Source organism: Streptomyces sp. CB09001 (assembly GCF_003369795.1).
Classification (GTDB): Bacteria; Actinomycetota; Actinomycetes; order Streptomycetales; family Streptomycetaceae; genus Streptomyces.
Genome location: NZ_CP026730.1, coordinates 6979411 through 6998883, shown reverse-complemented (window position 1 = coordinate 6998883; position 19473 = coordinate 6979411). Strand labels below are relative to the sequence as shown.

The 19473-nt window shown below is 71.8% G+C and carries 18 protein-coding genes, 1 pseudogene and 1 riboswitch; of the genes and pseudogenes, 10 read left to right on the top strand and 9 right to left on the bottom strand.

Going from position 1 to position 19473, the window contains the following annotated elements:
* Positions 1-156 precede the first annotated feature (156 nt).
* Positions 157-1737 carry a carbohydrate-binding protein gene (locus C4J65_RS32125; RefSeq protein WP_115745583.1) on the top strand — a complete coding sequence of 527 codons (1581 nt, stop codon included), beginning with the start codon at positions 157-159 and terminating at the stop codon, positions 1735-1737.
* Between the two features lie 3 nt (positions 1738-1740).
* On the opposite strand, the gene C4J65_RS32120 is transcribed toward C4J65_RS32125, so the two are convergent.
* The 3 genes from C4J65_RS32120 to C4J65_RS32110 form a co-directional block, all read right to left on the bottom strand.
* Positions 1741-2766: an SPFH domain-containing protein gene (locus tag C4J65_RS32120; protein ID WP_030866892.1), complete on the bottom strand. Its 1026-nt coding sequence runs from the start codon at positions 2764-2766 to the stop codon at positions 1741-1743.
* A gap of 2 nt (positions 2767-2768) precedes the next feature.
* Positions 2769-3200, bottom strand: coding sequence for an NfeD family protein (locus C4J65_RS32115; protein ID WP_115745582.1), 432 nt, complete (start codon positions 3198-3200; stop codon positions 2769-2771).
* Positions 3201-3331: 131 nt separating this feature from the next.
* The gene (locus C4J65_RS32110; protein WP_115745581.1) at positions 3332-4057 is read right to left on the bottom strand and encodes a lytic polysaccharide monooxygenase; all 726 of its coding nucleotides are present in this window, start codon (positions 4055-4057) and stop codon (positions 3332-3334) included.
* Positions 4058-4366: 309 nt separating this feature from the next.
* Here C4J65_RS32110 and C4J65_RS32105 point away from each other — a divergent pair, with 309 nt between their 5' ends.
* Complete coding sequence (locus C4J65_RS32105) at positions 4367-4822, top strand: DoxX family protein (protein ID WP_115745580.1); 456 nt, start codon at positions 4367-4369, stop codon at positions 4820-4822.
* Positions 4823-4836: 14 nt separating this feature from the next.
* On the opposite strand, the gene C4J65_RS32100 is transcribed toward C4J65_RS32105, so the two are convergent.
* On the bottom strand, positions 4837-5958 hold the full coding sequence (locus C4J65_RS32100) for an NAD(P)/FAD-dependent oxidoreductase (protein ID WP_115745579.1): 1122 nt from the start codon (positions 5956-5958) through the stop codon (positions 4837-4839).
* A 146-nt stretch (positions 5959-6104) separates the two neighbouring features.
* Here C4J65_RS32100 and C4J65_RS32095 point away from each other — a divergent pair, with 146 nt between their 5' ends.
* The 4 genes from C4J65_RS32095 (at position 6105) to C4J65_RS32080 (ending at position 11364) form a co-directional block, all read left to right on the top strand.
* Positions 6105-6815 carry a TetR family transcriptional regulator gene (locus tag C4J65_RS32095; RefSeq protein WP_115745578.1) on the top strand — a complete coding sequence of 237 codons (711 nt, stop codon included), beginning with the start codon at positions 6105-6107 and terminating at the stop codon, positions 6813-6815.
* A gap of 312 nt (positions 6816-7127) precedes the next feature.
* A complete protein-coding gene (locus tag C4J65_RS32090; RefSeq protein WP_115745577.1) occupies positions 7128-8297 on the top strand; it encodes a type III polyketide synthase in 1170 nt (389 codons plus the stop codon).
* A gap of 174 nt (positions 8298-8471) precedes the next feature.
* Positions 8472-10631 carry a SpoIIE family protein phosphatase gene (locus C4J65_RS32085; RefSeq protein ID WP_162833454.1) on the top strand — a complete coding sequence of 720 codons (2160 nt, stop codon included), beginning with the start codon at positions 8472-8474 and terminating at the stop codon, positions 10629-10631.
* A 106-nt stretch (positions 10632-10737) separates the two neighbouring features.
* Positions 10738-11364 carry a histidine phosphatase family protein gene (locus tag C4J65_RS32080; protein WP_115745576.1) on the top strand — a complete coding sequence of 209 codons (627 nt, stop codon included), beginning with the start codon at positions 10738-10740 and terminating at the stop codon, positions 11362-11364.
* A gap of 65 nt (positions 11365-11429) precedes the next feature.
* Here the strand turns inward: C4J65_RS32080 and C4J65_RS36920 are convergent.
* Positions 11430-11546: pseudogene (locus tag C4J65_RS36920) on the bottom strand (iron transporter); the annotation flags it as partial.
* A 215-nt stretch (positions 11547-11761) separates the two neighbouring features.
* Positions 11762-11840: riboswitch (cobalamin riboswitch) on the bottom strand.
* A gap of 84 nt (positions 11841-11924) precedes the next feature.
* Entirely contained in the window at positions 11925-12662 is a 738-nt protein-coding gene (locus tag C4J65_RS32070; RefSeq protein WP_115745575.1) for an SDR family oxidoreductase, read from the bottom strand.
* Positions 12663-12789: 127 nt separating this feature from the next.
* Here C4J65_RS32070 and C4J65_RS32065 point away from each other — a divergent pair, with 127 nt between their 5' ends.
* Positions 12790-13224 carry an Rrf2 family transcriptional regulator gene (locus tag C4J65_RS32065; protein ID WP_115745574.1) on the top strand — a complete coding sequence of 145 codons (435 nt, stop codon included), beginning with the start codon at positions 12790-12792 and terminating at the stop codon, positions 13222-13224.
* Between the two features lie 341 nt (positions 13225-13565).
* Here the strand turns inward: C4J65_RS32065 and C4J65_RS32060 are convergent, their stop codons facing one another.
* The 3 genes from C4J65_RS32060 to C4J65_RS32045 all read right to left on the bottom strand — a co-directional run bounded on the left by C4J65_RS32060 (position 13566) and on the right by C4J65_RS32045 (position 16786).
* Positions 13566-14813 carry an MFS transporter gene (locus C4J65_RS32060; RefSeq protein WP_115745573.1) on the bottom strand — a complete coding sequence of 416 codons (1248 nt, stop codon included), beginning with the start codon at positions 14811-14813 and terminating at the stop codon, positions 13566-13568.
* Between the two features lie 537 nt (positions 14814-15350).
* The gene (locus C4J65_RS32050; RefSeq protein ID WP_115745571.1) at positions 15351-16241 is read right to left on the bottom strand and encodes an NmrA/HSCARG family protein; all 891 of its coding nucleotides are present in this window, start codon (positions 16239-16241) and stop codon (positions 15351-15353) included.
* A 119-nt stretch (positions 16242-16360) separates the two neighbouring features.
* Positions 16361-16786: a MarR family transcriptional regulator gene (locus C4J65_RS32045; protein WP_115745570.1), complete on the bottom strand. Its 426-nt coding sequence runs from the start codon at positions 16784-16786 to the stop codon at positions 16361-16363.
* A 600-nt stretch (positions 16787-17386) separates the two neighbouring features.
* Here C4J65_RS32045 and dhaK point away from each other — a divergent pair.
* Genes dhaK through C4J65_RS32025 form a run of 3 tightly spaced genes read left to right on the top strand, consistent with a single transcriptional unit; the run spans position 17387 to position 19434 of the window.
* Complete coding sequence (gene dhaK / locus C4J65_RS32035; RefSeq protein ID WP_115745568.1) at positions 17387-18379, top strand: dihydroxyacetone kinase subunit DhaK; 993 nt, start codon at positions 17387-17389, stop codon at positions 18377-18379.
* Positions 18380-18428: 49 nt separating this feature from the next.
* On the top strand, positions 18429-19028 hold the full coding sequence (dhaL, locus tag C4J65_RS32030) for a dihydroxyacetone kinase subunit DhaL (protein WP_115745567.1): 600 nt from the start codon (positions 18429-18431) through the stop codon (positions 19026-19028).
* Entirely contained in the window at positions 19021-19434 is a 414-nt protein-coding gene (locus C4J65_RS32025) for a PTS fructose transporter subunit IIA (protein WP_162833453.1), read from the top strand. Before dhaL ends, C4J65_RS32025 begins: the two co-directional genes overlap by 8 nt.
* Positions 19435-19473: the final 39 nt, after the last annotated feature.

Below are 19473 nucleotides of genomic sequence, written 5' to 3'. Positions count from 1 at the left end.
CATGCGGTGGTTCATAGCTGTGAACAGGAATCAGATACCAGACCATTGACGCGTCCACGGCAAGTCTCTAGGGTCCGACACGAAGACCCGGGAAAGCGCTTTCTCCAGTTGATCCTCCCACCGAGTCCTGCTCGGACCCAACCCCCTGGAGACACGATGCAAGTGAGACCCGTCATCGCGAGCGTCGCCCTGCTGGGCGGCACGCTCGTCGCTCTGTCCGGCACGTCCGCGCAGGCCGCGTCCGCCCGCTACGAGGCCGAAACCACGTCGGCGGTCTGCACCGGCACCATCGACTCCGACTGGTCCGGCTACTCCGGCAGCGGTTTCTGCAACGGCACCAACGCGGTCGGCGCCTTCGCCGAGTTCACGGTGGGCACGCCCGCCGCGGGGACCGCGACGCTGAACGTGCGCTTCGCGAACGGCACCGACGGCACACGGGCCGCGGACATCATGGTGAACGGTTCGAGCGTCGCCTCGGCCGCGTTCGAGTCCACCGGCGCCTGGGACACGTGGGTGACGAAGACCGTCACGGTGCCGGTGCGGGCCGGGAACAACACGGTCAGGCTCAGCCCCACCTCGTCCGCCGGACTGCCGAACGTCGACTACGTCGACGCCGAGGTGGCCGGCGACGACACCACACCGCCGCCGTCCGGCTCCGCACTGTACGTCTCGCCGAACGGCGGCGCCGGCGCGGCCGGGACGGAGTCCGACCCGACCACCCTCACCTCGGCGATCGACCGGGTCTCCCCCGGCGGGACGATCTACCTGCGCGGCGGCACCTACCGGTACGCGCAGACGGTCACCGTCCCGCAGGGCAACGACGGCACCTCGGGCGACCGCACCGAGCTGACCGCCTACCCGGGCGAGACACCGGTGCTGAACTTCTCGGCCCAGTCGGAGAGTTCCTCGAACCGGGGGCTCGCGGTCAACGGTTCGTACTGGCACGTCGAGGGCATCGTCGTCGAACACGCCGGGGACAACGGCATCTTCGTCGGCGGCAGCAACAACGTGTTCGAGCGCACGGTGACGCGGTTCAACCGCGACACCGGGTTGCAGCTCTCGCGGACGACCTCCGACACACCCCGCGACCAGTGGCCGTCCAACAACCTGATCCTCAGCGCGGAGTCGCACGACAACGCCGACTCCGACGGCGAGGACGCCGACGGCTTCGCCGCCAAGCTCACCGTCGGCCCCGGCAACGTCTTCCGCGACGCCGTGTCCCACAACAACATCGACGACGGCTGGGACCTCTACACCAAGTCCGAGACGGGCCCGATCGGCGCGGTCACGATCGAGGACTCCCTGGCCTACGAGAACGGCACCCTCTCCGACGGCACGCAGAACTCCAGCGGCGACCGCAACGGCTACAAGCTCGGCGGCGAGGACATCGAGGTCGACCACGTGGTGCGCCGCAGCATCGCCTACCACAACGGCAAGCACGGGTTCACCTACAACTCGAACCCGGGCACGATGACGATCTCGGACAACGTGAGCGTCGACAACGCCGAGCGCAACTTCTCCTTCGACAAGGGCACTTCGGTGTTCCGGAACAACACCTCGTGCCGCGCCGACGACGGGTCGAACGACAAGACGGTGGGCGACGCCGACGGTTCGAACCAGTTCTGGACCGGCTCGAACGGCTCCCGGTGTGCCGCGTACGCGGGCGCCCTGGACTGGTCCTTCGACGCGGGCGGCACCCTCGTGGTGACCTTCGGCGGCAACCGGGTCACCCCGTAGCCGTCACGCCGCGTGGCCCTCGGGGGGTACGCCGTTGGCCCTGGCCGCGTCGGCGAGGGCCTGGGCGGCGGCCTCCGCGGCCTGCGCCGTGTCGCTGGCCGCCTGGGCGGCTCCGTCGTCCGACGGGCTCTCCCGGGTGGCCGGCGACTGCGGCAGCGCTTCGGTGAAGGCGCGGGAGACTCCCTGGAGGGCGGAGGTGACCTCGCTGGGGATGACCCAGAACGTGCTGCCCGAGCCCTGCGCCAGCTGGGGCAGCACCTGGAGGTACTGGTAGGCCAGCAGCTTGGGGTCGGGGTCGTTGCGGTGCACGGCCTGGAAGACCTCGTCGATGGCCCGGGACTGCCCCTCCGCCTTGAGGATCTCGGCGGTGCGGTTGCCCTCGGCGCGCAGGACGGCGGCCTGCTTGTCGCCCTCGGCCGTGAGGATCTGCGACTGGCGCTGGCCCTCCGCGCCGAGGATCGCGGCCCGCTTGTCCCGCTCGGCACGCATCTGCTTCTGCATGGCGTCCTTGATGGACTGCGGCGGGTCGATCGCCTTGATCTCCACCCGGTTCACCCGCAGCCCCCATTTGCCGGTGGCCTCGTCGAGCACTCCGCGCAATTGGCTGTTGATGGTGTCGCGCGAGGTGAGGGTCTTCTCCAGGTCCATGGAGCCCACGACATTGCGCAGGGTGGTGACGGTGAGCTGCTCGACCGCCTGGAGGAAGTTCGCGATCTCGTAGAAGGCCGCGCGCGGGTCCGTGACCTGGAAGTACAGCACGGTGTCGATCTCGACGACCAGGTTGTCCTCGGTGATGACCGGCTGCGGCTTGAAGGAGACCACCTGTTCGCGCAGGTCGATCACCGGATAGACCCGGTCGATGTACGGGATGACCACGCTGAGCCCGGGTTTCAGCGTGCGGTGGTAGCGGCCGAGCCGTTCGACGTTGCGGGCCCGGGCCTGCGGCACGATGCGCACCGCCCGCACCACGGTGAATACGGCGAGAAGCGCGACGATCACACCGGCGATGAGGAACGCCGAGGCTTCCATGGTCACTCCCGGGGATAGACGAATGCGGTGGTGCCGCTGATCTCCAGGACGTCGACGGTCGCGCCCCGGGGAATCACCAGCGTCTCGTCGTAGGAACGGGCCGTCCATTCCTCGCCGCCGATCCGGACCCTGCCTTCTCTTCCGGTCACGTCGGAGACGACGTAGGCGGCCTGGCCGACCAGGGCGTCCACCCCGAATCGCTGCGTCTGGGGCTGGACCAGGTGGCGCAGCGCGACGGGGCGCAGGAAGAAGAGGGTGACCGCGGAGACGACCGTGAACACGAGGAATTGAAAAGGCGTGGAAAGGCCGGCCGCCGCGGATCCGGCGGTGATCAGCGCGGCCACTCCCAGCATTCCGAGCGCGGCGGTCAGGGTGAAGATCTCCGCCAGGATCAGGACCGCCGAAACGATCAGCCAGATCAGCCACGGATCCATCACGACCCCTTTCCGCTTTGGAATTATTTTACCGGCTTTCCGGAAAAGCGGACCCGTTCGTCACCGGCCGGCGTCGGGGCTGCGGCGGGGGGCGGCGCGCGCCGTGGCCGGTGCGCGCCGTCCCGTCGCGATCACGCGGCCGCGCAGGCTCCGAGGTCTTCCCAGACGCCCCATTCGCCGGTGGTGCCGGGCTCCTCGCCGGTCACCCACCACTTGGCGCGCCAGTTGTGGCCGCCGAAGGAGACGGTGTCGCCGCCGCTGTAGACGCTGCCGGCGCTCCACACCGGCGCGTCGCAGGCGCCCGGGTCGCCGTCGTCGCCGCCCCCGTCGCCGCCGCCGGTGCCGCCGATGTTGACGTCGATGCAGGAGTAGAAGGCGTTGCCGGTGTCCGCCACGTTCCAGACGGCCAGTACCTTCTGACGGCCGGTGAAGCCGCCGAAGTTCACCTGGTGGCTCACGTCCGGGGCGGGCTGCGCTCCGTGGCCGTCGAATTGGGCGATCTTCTGGCTGCCGATGAAGTACTGCCAGTTGGCGGTGGCGTGGCGTGCCGAGTGGTGCCAGGTGAAGGTGTGCGTGCTGCCGACCGGTGTGACGCGCCAGCCCTTGCTGTCGTCGTCGAGTTCGGCGAACTGGCTGTTTCCGCCGCTGCAGCTGCTCAGACCCTTGGGGCCCTCGACGCTCTGGGGCTCGTACTTGATCTGACCGCAGTCGACGATCCCCGCGGCGCACTGGTCCTGTCGGCTGCCGGGCGAGGTCACCCACCCGTGCGCGCTTGCCGTGCTCGCCGGGAGGCTGAGGGCGAGCAACGGAGCGACCAGCGCCCCGACCGCGATGGCCACCCGTCTCTTGGTGCGCATGTCGTGCCCCTTTCGGATACAGGTCTAGACCTGACGACTTCAGGTCTAGACCATAGCGACGGAGCCGGTTCGGTCAAGGGTCCGCGCAACATCAACCGACAAGAGGCGGTGCGCGATTGACGCGACGACCCTCGTGCGCAACTCGTTGCGCAATTGGTCTAGACAAGGGTCGTCGTGATGGTTAAAAGTCGAATGGGTTGCGCGTCTCCCCCTCCCTCGGGACGCCGTCGGCCCCGCCCCGTGCTGCGCACCATCCCCACCGGCCGCCCGTTTCCCCGGCGGTCGTTGCGCAAGAGAGGAGCACCACCGTTGGAAGCGCTGGAAAAACGCAGGGAGCACGTGATCGCGCTCTTCCGCATCGTCGTAGGCCTGCTGTTCGCCTGCCACGGAGCCGCCACCCTGTTCGACGTCCTGGGCGGTCCACACGGGCCCACTCCGGGCTTCGCCGCATGGCCCGGCTGGTGGGCCGCCGTGGTGCAACTCGTCGGCGGCACGCTGGTTCTGTGCGGTCTCGCGACCCGCACGTCGGCCGTCCTGTGCTCCGGGTCCATGGCGTACGCCTACTTCGTCGAGCACCAGCCCGACGGGCTCTTCCCCATCGAGAACGGCGGGGAGTCGGCGGCCATGTTCTGCTGGTCCTTCCTCCTGCTCGCCGCCCTCGGCCCGGGCCGCTGGAGCCTGGCCTCCCGCATCCGCCCGCGGCGGCGTGACGGCGGCCGCCCGGTCACCCGGACACTGCCCTCGGACACGCCGACGTCCGCGTGAGGCGGCGGGACCGGCTACTGCTGCCCGGCGAGCATCTCGATCAGGCCGTGCGGCGCGTCGTCGCCGAACATCAGCGTGTGCAGCCGGGACGCGTCGGCGGCCTCCGCCGCGCCGCGCGGGAACAGGTCCCGCTCGTACGCGGTCAGCGCGGCCTCCACGTCGCCGGGGTGTGCGGCGAGGGCCGCGCCGAGTTCCGCGCCGTCGTACATGGCCAGGTTGGCGCCTTCGCCGGACGGGGGCATGAGGTGGGCGGCGTCGCCGAGCAGGGTCACGCCCGGCACCCGCTCCCACCGGTGGGCGGCGGGGAGGGTGTGCAGGGGGCGGAGGACCGGCGCGGTGTCGGCGTCGGTGATCAGCGCGGTCAACTCCGGCGCCCAGCCGGCGAACTCCCGCGCCAGCCGTGCGACGCCCGCCGCTCCGGGGAGACCGATGCCGTCGAACCACTCGCGCGGCCTGCGCAGGGCCACGTAGGCGTGCAGGGTCCCGCCGCTCTCCCGGTGGGCCTGGATCGCCTTCCCCGGCGCGAGCGCGAACATCGCACCGTCACCGACCGCCTTCGCCGTGGCCGGATGCCTGGTGTCGGCGTCGAGCAGGCAGGTCTCGACGAACGACATGCCGACGTATTCGGGTGCGGCGTCGGAGAGCAGCGGCCGCACCCGGGACCACGCACCGTCGGCGCCGACCAGGAGGCTCGTGACGACGGAGGTGCCGTCGGCGAACGCCACCTCGTGGCGGCCGTCGCCGAGGGGGCGGGCGGCACGGACCTTGCGGCCCCAGCGGACGGTGCCGGCCGGCAGCGAATCGAGCAGCATCCGCCGCAGTTCGCCACGCATCACCTCGGGGCGCCCGCCCGTGCCGTCGTCACCCTCCTCGTACAGGACCGACCCGTCCGGGGCGAGGGCCCGCGAGGCCTGACGGCCCTCCAGGACGAGCCCGCGGAACTCCTCGGCCAGCCCCGCGGCCCGGAGCGCGGGTTGGCCGTTGCCGTCGTGGATGTCGAGCATCCCGCCCTGCGCGCGTGCCTCCGCGGAGGCCTCGGCCTCGTGGACGGTGGCCGGGATGCCGTGGTCGTGCAGGACGCGGGCGAGGGTGAGGCCGCCGAGTCCGGCGCCGACGATCGTGACGTGCGTGGTCATGGTGCTTCCCTCCTGATGGCGGTCCCGGGGCGGAGACCCGGCAGGACCGATGTGCACTGGAACGGCGTTCCAGCACTGCCAGAGTGGAACGACGTTCCAGTGCCTGTCAAGCTGGAACAGCGTTCCAAGCGGTCTAGGATGGGCGCATGGCAACCAGGTCGCGCCGTCCGGAACGGCGGCAGGAACCCCTCTCGCGGGAGCGCATCGTCGGGGCGGCCGTCGAGCTCCTCGACACCGCGGGAGAGCGCGGCCTCACCTTTCGCGCCCTGGCCGAGCACCTCGCGACCGGCCCCGGGGCGATCTACTGGCACATCACGGGGAAGGCCGAGCTGCTCGGCGCCGCCACGGACGCGGTCGTGACCGCCGCCGTGACCGTCGGGCCCCCGGGTGCCGCCGAGACGCCCCAGGACGCGGTCCGCGCCGTCGCGCTGGGCCTGTGGGACGCGACCGAAGCGCACCCGTGGCTGGCCACACAGCTCGCGACGCAGCTGTCCCGCACGCCCCGGGGGACGGTGGCGCCGCGGATCTTCGAAAGCCTCGGCCGCCAGGTCCAGGCGATGGGCGTGCCCGAGTCCGACTGGTTCACGGCCTCCTCGGCGCTCATGCACTACATCCTCGGCGCCGCCGGCCAGAACGCCGCGAACTCCGCGAGCGCCGGCCCGTCGACGGCCGCCGTTGACCGGGACGAGTTCCTGGACACCGTGTCGACGGCATGGGAAGGGCTCGACCCGGACGCGTACCCGTTCACCCGGGCCGTGGCGGACCAGGTCCGCGGCCACGACGACCGTGAGCAGTTCCTCGCCGGGATCACCCTCGTCCTGACCGGCATCACGGCACTTCACCGGCCCGGCCGGTAGAACCGGGCCCGACCGGCCGTCTTCGGGGCGGCCTTCGGGCGTGTGCGCCGTCTCACGTATCCCATGGCCGCCCAAGTTGCGTGGGTCACTGCGTAAATGCCCTTTTCGCGGCCATGCTCGAAGTGAGCGGTGCCGCGCGAAGTGGCGTGTGCCGCCGCCGACTTGGCCGCGCGCACTGACGTGAGCCAGGCCACAGCACGCGTGGTGCTTTCCCTCCCTCGCGCGCTTCCTCCCACCGTCTTCCCGTTTCCTCCCTCACCCGTTCCCCTTCCTCACCTGCTCCCCCGCAGACCCCGTAGAAAGGTGCCGATCGTGGCCGCATACCTGTGCGCTCCCGCCGTGATACACGGCGAGCACTCCGTCGAGACCCGAGAGATCGTCGAGGAAGTACGCGGCCGGCACCCGCACGCGCCGTGGGCACCGCGGATCGACGGCATCGCGGCCAGTACGGGCATCGAGAGCCGCGGCTGGATGCTCCCCCTGGAGGCGGCCGTCGCGCCCGGCGCGGGCGGCGATCTCGCGACCGCCCGGGAGGCGCTGGTCCGCGACGGGTTCACCGAGCAGGACGCGGACCGCGCGATCGCCGCCCTGAAGGCGGTACCCGCGCCGCAGACCGTCCAGGAGCGCACCGCCCCGGCCTGGGAGGCCGTGCAGTCCTACGGGGAGCGCGCGGCGCGCGGGGCCCTGCAGATCGCCGGACTGGACGTCGCGGACGTCGACTGCCTGATCACCAGCAACTCCACCACCCCGGCCCTGCCCGGACTGGACGTGGCCCTGGCCAACCGGCTTCCGCTGCGCGGCGACACCATGCTGCTGCCCGCCACGCAGTGGGCCTGCGTGGCCGGGACCCGTTCCCTGGCGCTGGCGGCCGACCTCGTGGCGGCGGACCCCGACCGGGTGGTCCTGGTCGTGATCTCCGAGGCGCTGAGCACCACCTACCAGCCCGCGGACGACACCCTGGAGTCCCTGATCGTCCGGCTGCTGTTCGCGGACACCGCGGTCGCCGCGGTGGTCACGGGCCGCCCGAGGCCCGAGTCGGTGCTCCGGCTGGACTCCGCCTGGCACCACACCCTGCCCGGCACACGGGACCTGCACCGCCTGGAGACGCGGGCGGACGGCACCCACTTCGTGATGGACCGGCGCGGGCCGCGGGCGGTGCAGGAAACGGTCACCGCGATGTGGGAGTGGCTCCGCGTCCGCTACGAGGACGACCCCTCCTCCTGGCACCCCGACGTCCTGCTCGCGCACCCCGGCGGGACCCGTGTGCTGGAGTACATGGAGCAGACGATGCCCGACGAGTGGCCCTCGGGGCTCCTGGAGTACAGCCGGGACAGCTACACCAGCGGCAACCGCGGCGGGGCCGCCGTGTTCGACATCCTGCGCCGGGCGCACGACGCCGGGCAGAAGGCGGGCAGCCGAGCCGTCCTGTACGCGGCGGCCCCGGGCCTGACGGCCACGGCCCTGGAAGGGGAGTGGCTGTAGGGGCGCCCCTTCCGTCACTTTCCGTGTTGAGCGCGCGGTCGGCTGATGTGGGCGAAGCGTCCGCGCGTGTTATTGAATGGGGTGTGCGGTCGGGGCCCTCGGGGGCTCTTCCGCACGGGTTCGGGTACGGCCCCGGCACTGTGCCGGGGTTGGCGAGCGAGCTGAGGGAGCCGCATGGACTCCACACCCTCCCCTTCGTCCTCGTCTCCGTTCGACCTGGTCAGCAGCGCCCTCGGGCGGTACCTGCCGCATGGCGGAGCGGCGGCGGCCGGCCCCGCGGAGTCGCAGGGCGACCCCGGCGCACCCCCGCCCGGAGCCGACCGTCCGCCGGCGGGCGGGCAGGAGCAGATCCTCGGTGCGGTCAATCTGGACCGGGAGCTGAGGGTCACCCACCGCAATCTCGACGCCCCCGTCTTCGCGGGGCTGGACGCCGCGATCGGGAGCCCCTTCGTCGATCTCCTGCCCCAGGGGGACGTGCCGACGGTCACCCGGCGCCTGCGGCAGGTCCTGGAGACCGGTGAGGCACACGTCGCCCGGGTCCAGCGGCTGCGGCGCGGCGACGGGTCCGAGCTGGTGGTCTCGATGAGCATCCTGCCCGCGGCGGCGCCCCGGGAGGGCCTGACCGTCTCCGTGATCGCCATGGCCAGGAGGCTGCACCTGTACGCCGCGGAGACCGCGATCGGCACCTCGCTGGACATCGGCGAGACGGCGCAGTCGCTGGCGGAGTCCCTGCTGGCCTGGGGCGACGTCGCCGCCGTCGACCTCGACTTCGCCGTGTGGACGGGCGAGGGGGTCACCGAGCGGGCGCAGGACCGCATCCGGCTGCGGCGGGCGGCCCTGGTGCCGGACCGGGCCTGGCCCGAGGGCTACGTGACCCTGGGCGAGGATCTTCCCAGCGACGCGAGTCGCCTGCTGTCGCAGGCGATACGGCGCGCCGACGCCCCGCAGTCCATCGTCATCCCCGACCGGGCGGCGATCGAGCGGGTGCTCGGCAGCCCTCGGCTGGTACGTGCCCTGGTGCCCGGGGAGCGGTCGGCGGGCGTGGCGTGCGTACCGCTGGTCCTGGAAGGTGATCCGCCCGTCGTCCTGGGCCTGGCGGAGGTGTGGCGGCGGGCGGACCGTCCCTTCGCCGACAGCGAGCTGTTCGACCTCCAGGAGCTGGTGGCCAGGACCTCCCACCACGTGGACCTGGCCCGCCAGCACCAGCGCGAGCACACGCAGGTGCTGGCCCTGCAGCGGCGGCTGCTGCCGCGCTCCGCGGGTGGCACCGTCCAGACCGCCAGCGTCTACCAGCCCGCCACCCCCGACAGCGCGGGCGTCGGCGGAGACTGGGTGAACAGCTTCCCGCTGCCGGACGGCCGTACCGCGCTGGTCGTCGGCGACGTCGTGGGGCACGGCCTGGGCGCCGCGGCCACCATGGGGCAGCTCAGCATGGAGGCCCGGGCGCTGCTCTCCGCGGGGCTGGCCCCCGACGAGGTGCTGGAGCACCTGGACGAGACGGTGACGCTGCTGGACGACGCGGAGTCCGGGCTGGCGGCCGGCTACAGCGCGCTCGGGTCGACCTGCTGCATCGCCGTCTACGACCCCGTCAGCCACCGGGTGACGCTGTCCAGCGCGGGCCACCTCCCCCCGATCCTGGTCTCGCCGGACGGACGCGCCGGCCCCCTCCCGGTCCGCCCGCACCCCGGCCTGGGTACCGAGTTCGCGCTGCGGGAGCCGTACGGCGTGCACACCTTCGTCGCATCCCCGGGCTCCCTGCTCGCGCTGTACACCGACGGCCTGGTCGAGGATCCGGCCGTACCGATCGACGAGGGCATCGCCAGGCTGGCGGACGCCGTGTCCGGCGTGCATCCGTGGGACTCGTTGCAGCAGGCCGCACGCCGGGTGGTCTCCGACGTGATGCCGACGCACCAGCGCGACGACGTGACCCTGCTCATCGCCCGCACGATCGGCTACCGCAAGGGGGACACCGCGACCTGGCGGCTGCCCGCTCGCGACGACGCCGCCGCCCGGGCGCGCGCGCTGGTCTCCGCGCTGCTGCGGCAGTGGCACACCAGGGATAGCACCCGGGACAGCGTTCTGCTCCTGGTCAGCGAGCTGGTCACCAACGCGGTGCGGTTCGCCGGCGGCCCCATCACGGTACGGCTGATCAGGGCCGGTCCCGGTTTGCTGTGCGAGGTCGGCGACACCGGCAACGGCAGACCGCGGCTGGGCCGGGGCGGTCTGCTCGACGACGGGGGGCGCGGCCTGCATGTGGTGCACCGGCTCACCACCCGGTGGGGCGTGCGGTGGACGGACTCCGGCAAGGTGGTCTGGGCCGAGGTCGTGCGCTGACGCGCCCGCGGGACCGTGCCCGCTTTCACGGCGCGAGGGGAACCAACCTACGGGGGCAGGCGTCTGTTGACGCACAAGATCCCCTGTGCGCCCCGAGGAGTCCGAGATGACCGGCACGGCCACCCGCTACCTCTACCTCGCGCGGCACGGTGAGGCCGCACCGGACGAGAGCGGGCTGACGCCGGCCGGTCGGCGACAGGCCGCCCTGCTCGGCCAACGGCTCCGCGGCATTCCCCTCACCGCCGTCCACCACGGCCCCCTGCCGCGGGCCGAGCAGACCGCGCGCCTGATCGCGGACGAACTGGAGGGCATCACTCCGCGTGTTTCGGAAGTCGCCGGTGACTACGTGCCCCACATACCCGAACGCGCCGAACTCCCGGCCGAGTCGGCGGACCTCTACCTCCGCTTCCTCGCCGGTGCCGGCGAGGAGGAACGCAGACGCGGACCCGGGCTCGCCCGTCAGGCGCTGCGTCGCTACACGGGGGCGGTGACGGACGGCGCCCAGGACCGGCACGAACTGGTCGTCACCCACAACTTCCTCGTCGCCTGGCTCGTCCGGGACGCCATGCACGCGCCGAAGTGGCGGTGGCTCGGCCTCAACCACTGCAACGCGGCGCTCACGGTCATCCGTTACGCGCCCGGCCGGGCGGCTTCCGTCCTCCTCTCCAACGACATGCGGCACCTGCCCACCGAGCTGCGCTGGACGGGCTTTCCCGCCGAAATGCACGTCTGAGGACCGGAATCCGCGCACGGGCCGGAGCGCCGTCGCACCGGCCGGAGCCAGGAGGCGAGGCTGCTCAGGTCGGCCGCCGGCGAGCTGACGGCGGCGGGGGTGCGCGGGCTCTCGACGAGGTCGGCGTAGTCGAGGATGACGATCCGGCCGTTCTTGACGGCGGAGACGTTGGCGAGCGGCTCGTCCTCGCCGCTGTCGTCCCTGGGCGGCGGGGGCCCGCTGCTCGTCGTGCGGTGCGGTGGCGCGGCGGGTGTCCGGTCGCGGAGCGTGGCCACAGGCGGTTCGCTTTTCGCGTCGGGCCGTGCGCCCGCGTGATCGAAGGAGCGGGCCCGGACGCTGGGCGCCCTGCACAGCACCTCTCGCAGTCCACGGCGATCGGCAGGGGCTTCACCACCGCGGGTGATCGGGCTTACGGAGCCCGTACGGGGCTCCGCCCACCGTTGCGGGTCGGCGCCGGACTTCGACCGGACTTCCCCCACGAGGCGCTTCGCAGCGTGCCCCGTCACCGCCGACGAGCAGGAACCGCACCGGCGATCAGCCGTACCACCGGCCCGAAGCACTCACACTTGCGCATAACCGCCGTCGGCGAAGAACTCGGCACCGTTGACGAAACTCGACGCGTCCGAGGCGAGGAACGTCGTCACGGCGGCGATCTCCTCGGGTTCGGCGAGCCGGCCGAGCGGGACCTCACCTTGGGCCTGCTCGAGAGCCTCGGGCGGGACCAGCTCGAGCAGACCAGCGGTGCGGGTACCGCCCGGGGACACGACGTTGACCCGGAAGCCGTGTGCGCGTGAGCCGAGGGCCCAGCCGCGGGCCAGGTTGCGGACGGCGGCCTTCGATGCCGCGTAGACCTCGAGTCCCTGGGTGGGCCGTGTCGAGGCGGTCGAACCCGTGAGTATCACCGAGGCGTTGGCGCTGAGCAGCGGCAGCGCTTGTTGCACAGTGAAGATCGTTCCCTTGACGTTGGTGGCGAACACCCGGTCGATCAGTTCCTCCGTCACCTCGCCGAACGGAGCCGCGATTCCGATGCCGGCGTTGGCGACCAGCACGTCGATGCGGCCGGCCCGGTCGCGCACGGTGCGGTAGAACGCGTCGAGGTCCGAGGGCACCGAGACGTCACAGACCACGCCGGTCACGGCAGATCCGAGTTCGGCGACCGCGACGTCGAGCGCGTCCTTGCGGCGACCGGTGATGAAGACCTCGGCGCCCTCGTCGCGGAACGCACCCGCGGTCGCGAACCCGATGCCGCTGCTGCCTCCGGTGACCACGGCCACCTTGCCCTCAAGTGACTTGCTCATTCTTCCCACCTCGTTGGTCGGCCTTCCCGATAGTCGCAACGCTAATTGTTACGACAGATGGATGCAACCATTGTTGTTACGACAAGGTCGTCGTAACATAAAGCGTTGCGGCCGAGAGGAGGGGTTCGTGAGTGCCAACAGCAGGTTGACCATTGCCGCCCACGCGCTGGCCTGGATCGGTCTCTACCAGCGCCAGGGCCATGAGGTCGCCACCTCCGAGCAGATCGCCTCCAGCGCGAACACCAATCCCGTGGTGATCAGGCGGCTGCTCGGTGAGCTGCGCAGGGCCGGGCTCGTGGAGTCCCGACGGGGTGTGGGCGCGGGCTGGTCGCTGGCGCGCGAGCTGGGGTCGATGACCCTGCTCGACGTGTACGAGGCAGTGGAACCCGGCCCGCTGTTCGCGATGCACCGCACCACTCCGGACCAGGGATGCGTGGTGGGTCATGGCATCCAGCCGGCGATGCGGGGCATCTACGAGGGCATCGAGGAGACGCTGAGGCACGAGCTGGCCGGCGTCACGCTCGAGAACGTACTCCGGAACGTACTCGCGGCGCCTCGCTAGCCTCCGCGCGCGCGTACGCCGCGTCGGTTTTCGGTGCAGGACGGCGACGACGGTGCGGCCGCGCTCGTGGGTTGAGCCGGTGTGAGGCAGGACAGCGGCAACGCCTCGGTCGAGGGACAGGAGCGGCCGGCCCATCGGTGTCATCTGGATCAGGCCGGCTCCGGGGGACGGTGCCTTGTCGCCGACCCGAGCCGCTGAGGGCACCTCCCACGCCCTTCGGGCAGTGGGGGGTGCGCACCAGACCCCGCGACCGCGGCACGCTGCAGCGACGCCCCCAGGTGTGGTGACCGGACACCGAGGTCGCGCCCGGTGCCGCGGGGCGAGGTGGTGACCGGACCGGGTCAGGAGGAAGGGGGCTTCCGCGCGGACACGGCCGGGGCGTTCCCCTCCTCCGCGTCACCGGCTTCGCGGGCCGTGCCGGAGGCCGTGACGATCTTCGAGCCGCGCCCGCCGCGGTCGAGGTATCCGCCGGTCACGGCCAGTCCGAGGCCGACGACGGCCAGGGCGGCGCCGACCAGGGCGGGCGAGGACCAGCCCCAGCCCGCGGCGATGACCAGGCCGCCCAGCCAGGCGCCGCCCGCGTTGGCCAGGTTGAACGCCGAGTGGTTCGACGCCGCCGCCATCGTCGGCGCCTCGTGCGCCTTCGTCATGAGCAGCATCTGCACGGGGGTGGTGATCAGTGAGCTCAGGGCGCCGACGACCGTGATGACGACGAGCGCGGGCACCACCTGACCGATCGTGAAGTACAGCGCCACCAGTGACGCGGCGAGCAGCGCGAATCCCGCGTAGAGCGTCGGCCGCAGCGCCCGGTCGGTGAGCGGGCCCGCGACGAGGGTGCCCACCGTCATCCCCACCCCGAACAGGGCGAGCACCAGGGTGGTGGAAGCGTCCGAGATGCCCGTCAGATGGGTCAGCATCGGCACGAGGTAGCTGTACACGGCGAAGTAGCCGCCGAAGCCGACGACCGCCGTGACCAGGCCGAGCATCACCTGCTTGTTCTTCATCGCGCGCAGCTCGTGCATGACGCCGGACTGTGCGCCACGGGGCTGATGCGGGATCAGCAGCACCAGGGCGACGAAGGCCACGACGCCGATCGCGGACACCGCGGCGTACGCGTAACGCCAGCCGAGCTGCTGGCCGAGGGCGGTTCCGACGGGGACACCGACGATGTTGGCGACCGTGAGGCCGAGGAACATGGTCGAGACGGCGCGGGCCGCCCGGTCGGGCGCGACCAGCTTGGCGGCGACGACGGCACCCACGCCGAACAGGGCGCCGTGGGGAAGCCCGGCCAGGACGCGCGCGGCGAACAGCAGGGCGAAGTTCGGGGCCAGCGCCGACGCGGTGTTTCCGACGACGAACACGCCCGAGAGGATCAGCAGCAGTCGCTTGTGCGGCACCCGGGCGCCCATCCCGGTGAGCAGCGGCGCACCGACGACGACGCCGAGTGCGTAGGCGGAGACGAGGTTGCCCGCGTGCGGCACGGACACTCCGACGCCGTCGGCGATCTGGGGCAGGAGCCCCATCGTGACGAACTCGGTCGTGCCGATGCCGAACGCGACGACGGCCAGGGCCAGCAGAGCCAAGGGCATGACGAAGGAGAGCCTTCCCAGCGGAACAGGTACGTGAGGGTGCGGGCGGATAGCCCGCCGGTCCTCGTCGACCGGGTGCGGTGCCCGCGGTACCAGCATGTCAGGCCATGTGGTCGCGCAGGACACGCGGTACCCGTACGGGAGCGGGCCCTCCACGGGTGCGCCGGCCCTGGCCGGACACTCCCACGCAGGGCCCGGGCGAGACGCACGCCCGGGGCGACGGCGTCTCCGCCGCCCGCGGAAGCCGACTCGGCCCACGGGGCATCGGCTTGTTCGTCGAGGCGCGCCACCAAGGCCTCGGCCCGGCCGGGCTCTGCGTCCGGGCGGGACCGACGCCTCACGCGGCGCCGTGGATCAGCACCGTCTCGCCCTTGCTCGAGTCGATCGCTTCAAGCGTGTGTACGGCGGTGGCCCCGGCGGCCCACTCCTGCCTCCTTCGACGCGCACTGATGTCGACACACCGGAGGAGGATCACGCGGTGGCCGTGCCATGCCCGGGACCGCCACGCCGGCGAGATCACGGCCTACGGCTGGAGTACTAGGAACGGACCCGGTCCGCGGGTGCGGTCCAGCCGGTGGAGCGGATCCACTCGGCCAGGTCCCGGATGGTCGGCTCGATCGCCTTCACCGCTGCCAGGTCTGACGGGTGTTCGGACGCCTCGGCGAACTGGCGGAACATGGCCTTGTCGAGGTCGTTGCCGAGGACGCTCAGTGGCAGGGCCTCGTAGCGTGACGGCAGCCCGGCGCGCGCGCCGAACGCGGCGGCGATCTGGGGGCCCGTCGGCTCGTCGCCGACGACCTCGACGGCTCCGCCGGGCACCTCCACGGTGTCGAGCAGGATCGCGGCGGCGACCTGGCCGATGTCCTTGATCGAGATCATCTTCAGGGCGATGTCGTTCGGCAGCGGCAGCCTCAGCACGATCGTTCCGTCCTCCAGGCTCGGCGCCATCACGGTCGCGAAGTTCTCCATGAAGGCGGTCGGGCGAACCATCGTGGCCCTCAGACCGGAAAGCTTCAGGTATTCCTCGATCCGGTGCTTCGAGTCGTGGTGCGGCACGCCCGTTTCGCGATCCGCTCCGAAGACCGAGTTGAACACGACGTGTGGCACGCGTGCGGCGGCCGCCGCATCGACGAGGGCTGTGCCCACTCGGACCTCCTCCTCGATCTCCTCGAGGCTGTTCGCCTCGGGGGTCATGAAGTAGAACGCGTCGACCGCCTCCAGCGCGGCGACCGTTGACGCCGGGTCGTCGATCCGGACGGTCGCCAGCTCGACGCCTCGGGCGGCCAGCGCCTGTGCTCGGTCGGACTTGGGGGCGCGGACGAGGGCCCGCACCCGCGCTCCTCGGGCCAGGAGCGCGTCGACGACCGCTCCGCCCTGCTGTCCCGTCGCACCGAAGACCGCGATGGCACCGCTTTCCCGCGTGACCATGTCTTCACCTCTCGCTGGGGCATGCCATGAACCCTGATTGGTTCACGGCATGAACAATACTAGTTCACGCCATGAACCGATGCAAGGCATGAGGGTGCCGAGCGGGACTGCGCGGTATGTCAGGACGAGGTGGACGCCGAGACGCCCGACGCGTCCACGATGGCGGTGGCCAGGCGTTCGAGGTCGCGCTGGTCCTCGGCGTCGAGGTTCTCCGCGACGTCGGGCAGGCGCTTGGTGGTCTCGGCGAACACCGCCTCGGCGAGCACCTTCCCCGTGGGCGTCACGCTGAGCATGATGACCCGCCGGTCCTGCTCCGAACTCGCTCGGCTGACCAGGTGGCGCCGCTCGGTGCGATCGACGAGCTGACTCAGCGCGTTCTTGGTCATGCCGAGCGAGGAGGCGAGGTACGCCATCCGCCGCGGCTCGTCCTTGATCGCGCACAGCAGCGTGGCCTGCAAGGAAGTCAGGTCGTACTCGGCGCAGATCTGCGCGTACCTCCGCTGGATCAGGACCGAGAGCCAGAAGAGCTTGTCGCCGTAGTCCACGCCCGCCGCCCCTCGTCCGGTGCCGAACGCCCAGTCTACCGACGCCGACCGGCTCGCCCGACCGTCCGGCTGCCGGTGAATTCCACCTGGCCCGGCCCGGCCCTGCCTGGAGCGCCGCGACCCCGCCGCGAAGTCCTCGGCGCCCGCGAATCCGGCCGGACTCGACGAGCACCAGGTCGGCCGCTGGACCCCCTGGCGGCGTTGGCCGGTGTTCGCGATGCCCGCCCACGCTCTGCTCGCCGTGACAGCGGCCCACGACCATGCCACACGACCGAGCCCGCACCGGCCACTACGTCCCTGTTGCGCGGCGAGGTCCGCGAAACGGGGATCACGCGAGCAGCGTGGTCGTATCTGCCAGTCCGGTAATCCCTGGCCTCGGCAGACGTCGCCTCGCGTGACCTTCGCGGTCGCAAGGTCGATACTGCCCCTGCAGGACTCTTGTCGATCTGCAGTCGACTCGCCACGAATGCCTGACGCTGCGTCACCCGGGTCAGTATCGAGTCAGCATCGGACCGCCAGGACCGCGAACCAACCGTCACCGCTCTGACCAGCGAAATCGCAGGTCACAAGCCCATCTGTCGATCAGCCTAGGAGATACCCTTGAGGATGCTCATCAACGTCCCCGAGACCGTCGTCGCGGACGCGCTGCGCGGTATGGCGGCCGCCCATCCCGAGTTGACCGTGGACGTCGAGAACCGGGTGATCGTGCGGCGGGACGCCCCCGTGTCCGGGGAGGTGGCCCTGGTGTCGGGGGGCGGGTCCGGGCACGAGCCGCTGCACGGCGGGTTCGTGGGCCCGGGGATGCTGGCGGCCGCCTGTCCGGGTGAGGTGTTCACCTCGCCGGTGCCGGACCAGATGGTGCGGGCCGCGGCGGCCGTGGACGGCGGGGCCGGGGTGCTCTTCGTCGTCAAGAACTACACCGGTGACGTGCTCAACTTCGACATGGCCGCCGAACTGGCCGAGGACGAGGGCATCCGGGTCGCGAAGGTGCTGGTCAACGACGACGTGGCGGTGACGGACAGTCTCTACACGGCCGGGCGGCGCGGCACGGGGGCGACCCTGTTCGTCGAGAAGATCGCCGGCGCGGCGGCTCGGGAGGGGCGGCCGCTGGAGCAGGTGGAGGCGATCGCCCGCCGGGTCAACGAGAGCTCGCGCAGTTTCGGGGTGGCGCTCAGCGCCGTCACGACGCCGGCCAAGGGCAGCCCCACCTTCGACCTCCCCTCCGGTGAGCTGGAGCTGGGCATCGGCATCCACGGGGAGCCCGGCCGGGAGCGGCGGCCGATGATGACCTCCGGCGAGATCGCCGAGGCCGCCGTGGACGCGGTGCTGACCGACCTCGGCCCGCGCAACCCCGTCCTGGTCCTGGTCAACGGCATGGGCGCGACGCCGCTCCTCGAGCTGTACGGCTTCAACGCCGAGGTGCAGCGGGTACTCGGCGAGCGCGGGGTGGCCGTCGCCCGCACCCTCGTCGGCAACTACGTCACCTCCCTCGACATGGCCGGAGCCTCGGTCACCCTGTGCGAGATCGACGAGGAGCTGCTCGGACTGTGGGACGCGCCGGTCAGCACCCCGGGTCTGCGGTGGGGCATGTGACGGCCGGCGGGGGAAGAGACGCGACGTACCTACCAGGCAAGGAGATCCTGTGCTCGACGCCGACTTCTTCCGCCGTTGGATGACGGCGGCCACCGCCCTGGTCGACCGCGAGGCGGAACGGCTCACCGCCCTCGACTCACCCATCGGCGACGCCGACCACGGCAGCAATCTCCAGCGCGGGTTCACGGCCGTGGCCGCCACGCTGGAGAGGGAAGCGCCCGACACCCCCGGCGCGGTCCTGACCCTCGCCGGGCGACAGCTCATCTCCACGGTCGGCGGCGCCTCGGGGCCCCTGTACGGGACGCTGCTGCGCCGTACCGGCAAGGCACTCGGGGACGCCCCCGAGGTGAGCGCGGAGCAGCTGGCCGAGGCGTTGCGGGCGGGTGTGGACGCGGTCCGGACGCTCGGCGGTGCGGCCCCGGGGGACAAGACGATGATCGACGCCCTGGTGCCCGCCGTGGACGCCCTGGGCGACTCGTTCGCGGCGGCCCGCACGGCGGCCGTGGAGGGGGCCGAGGCGACCACGCCCTTGCAGGCCCGCAAGGGCAGGGCGAGCTATCTGGGCGAGCGCAGCATCGGTCACCAGGACCCGGGGGCGACCTCGTCCGCGCTGCTCTTCGTGGCGCTGGAGGAGACGGCCGGTGAGTGACGAGCAGCAGTTGGTGGGCATCGTGCTGGTCTCCCACAGCGCCGAGGTGGCCGCCTCCGTGGCGGAACTGGCGAAGGCCCTGTCGGGCGGTGCCGGGGCGGTGGCCGTCGCCCCGGCCGGCGGTACCGCGTCCGGGGATTTCGGCACCAGTTCGGAACTGGTCGCGGCCGCCGCCGCTGCGGTGGACCGGGGCGCCGGGGTCGCCGTCCTGACCGACCTGGGCAGTGCGGTGCTCACCGTCAAGGCGCTGCTCGCCGAGGGTGACGAACTGCCCGGGAACACCCGTCTGGTGGACGCGCCCTTCGTCGAGGGCGCGGTGGCGGCGGTCGTCACGGCCTCGACGGGAGCCGACCTCGCGGCCGTGGAGGCGGCGGCCGCGGAGGCGTACTCCTACCGGAAGGTCTGAAGGCACCGGAAGGCCCGAAGGCCCGGGACGGGCTGGGCG

Bases quoted from the DNA above. Each gene is read 5' to 3' on its own strand.
- C4J65_RS32125 (WP_115745583.1), top strand. From the start codon at position 157: ATGCAAGTGAGACCCGTCATCGCGAGCGTCGCCCTGCTGGGCGGCACG.
- C4J65_RS32120 (WP_030866892.1), bottom strand. From the start codon at position 2,766: ATGGAAGCCTCGGCGTTCCTCATCGCCGGTGTGATCGTCGCGCTTCTC.
- C4J65_RS32115 (WP_115745582.1), bottom strand. From the start codon at position 3,200: ATGGATCCGTGGCTGATCTGGCTGATCGTTTCGGCGGTCCTGATCCTG.
- C4J65_RS32110 (WP_115745581.1), bottom strand. From the start codon at position 4,057: ATGCGCACCAAGAGACGGGTGGCCATCGCGGTCGGGGCGCTGGTCGCT.
- C4J65_RS32100 (WP_115745579.1), bottom strand. From the start codon at position 5,958: ATGACCACGCACGTCACGATCGTCGGCGCCGGACTCGGCGGCCTCACC.
- C4J65_RS32095 (WP_115745578.1), top strand. From the start codon at position 6,105: ATGGCAACCAGGTCGCGCCGTCCGGAACGGCGGCAGGAACCCCTCTCG.
- C4J65_RS32085 (WP_162833454.1), top strand. From the start codon at position 8,472: ATGGACTCCACACCCTCCCCTTCGTCCTCGTCTCCGTTCGACCTGGTC.
- C4J65_RS32080 (WP_115745576.1), top strand. From the start codon at position 10,738: ATGACCGGCACGGCCACCCGCTACCTCTACCTCGCGCGGCACGGTGAG.
- C4J65_RS32070 (WP_115745575.1), bottom strand. From the start codon at position 12,662: ATGAGCAAGTCACTTGAGGGCAAGGTGGCCGTGGTCACCGGAGGCAGC.
- C4J65_RS32060 (WP_115745573.1), bottom strand. From the start codon at position 14,813: ATGCCCTTGGCTCTGCTGGCCCTGGCCGTCGTCGCGTTCGGCATCGGC.
- C4J65_RS32050 (WP_115745571.1), bottom strand. From the start codon at position 16,241: ATGGTCACGCGGGAAAGCGGTGCCATCGCGGTCTTCGGTGCGACGGGA.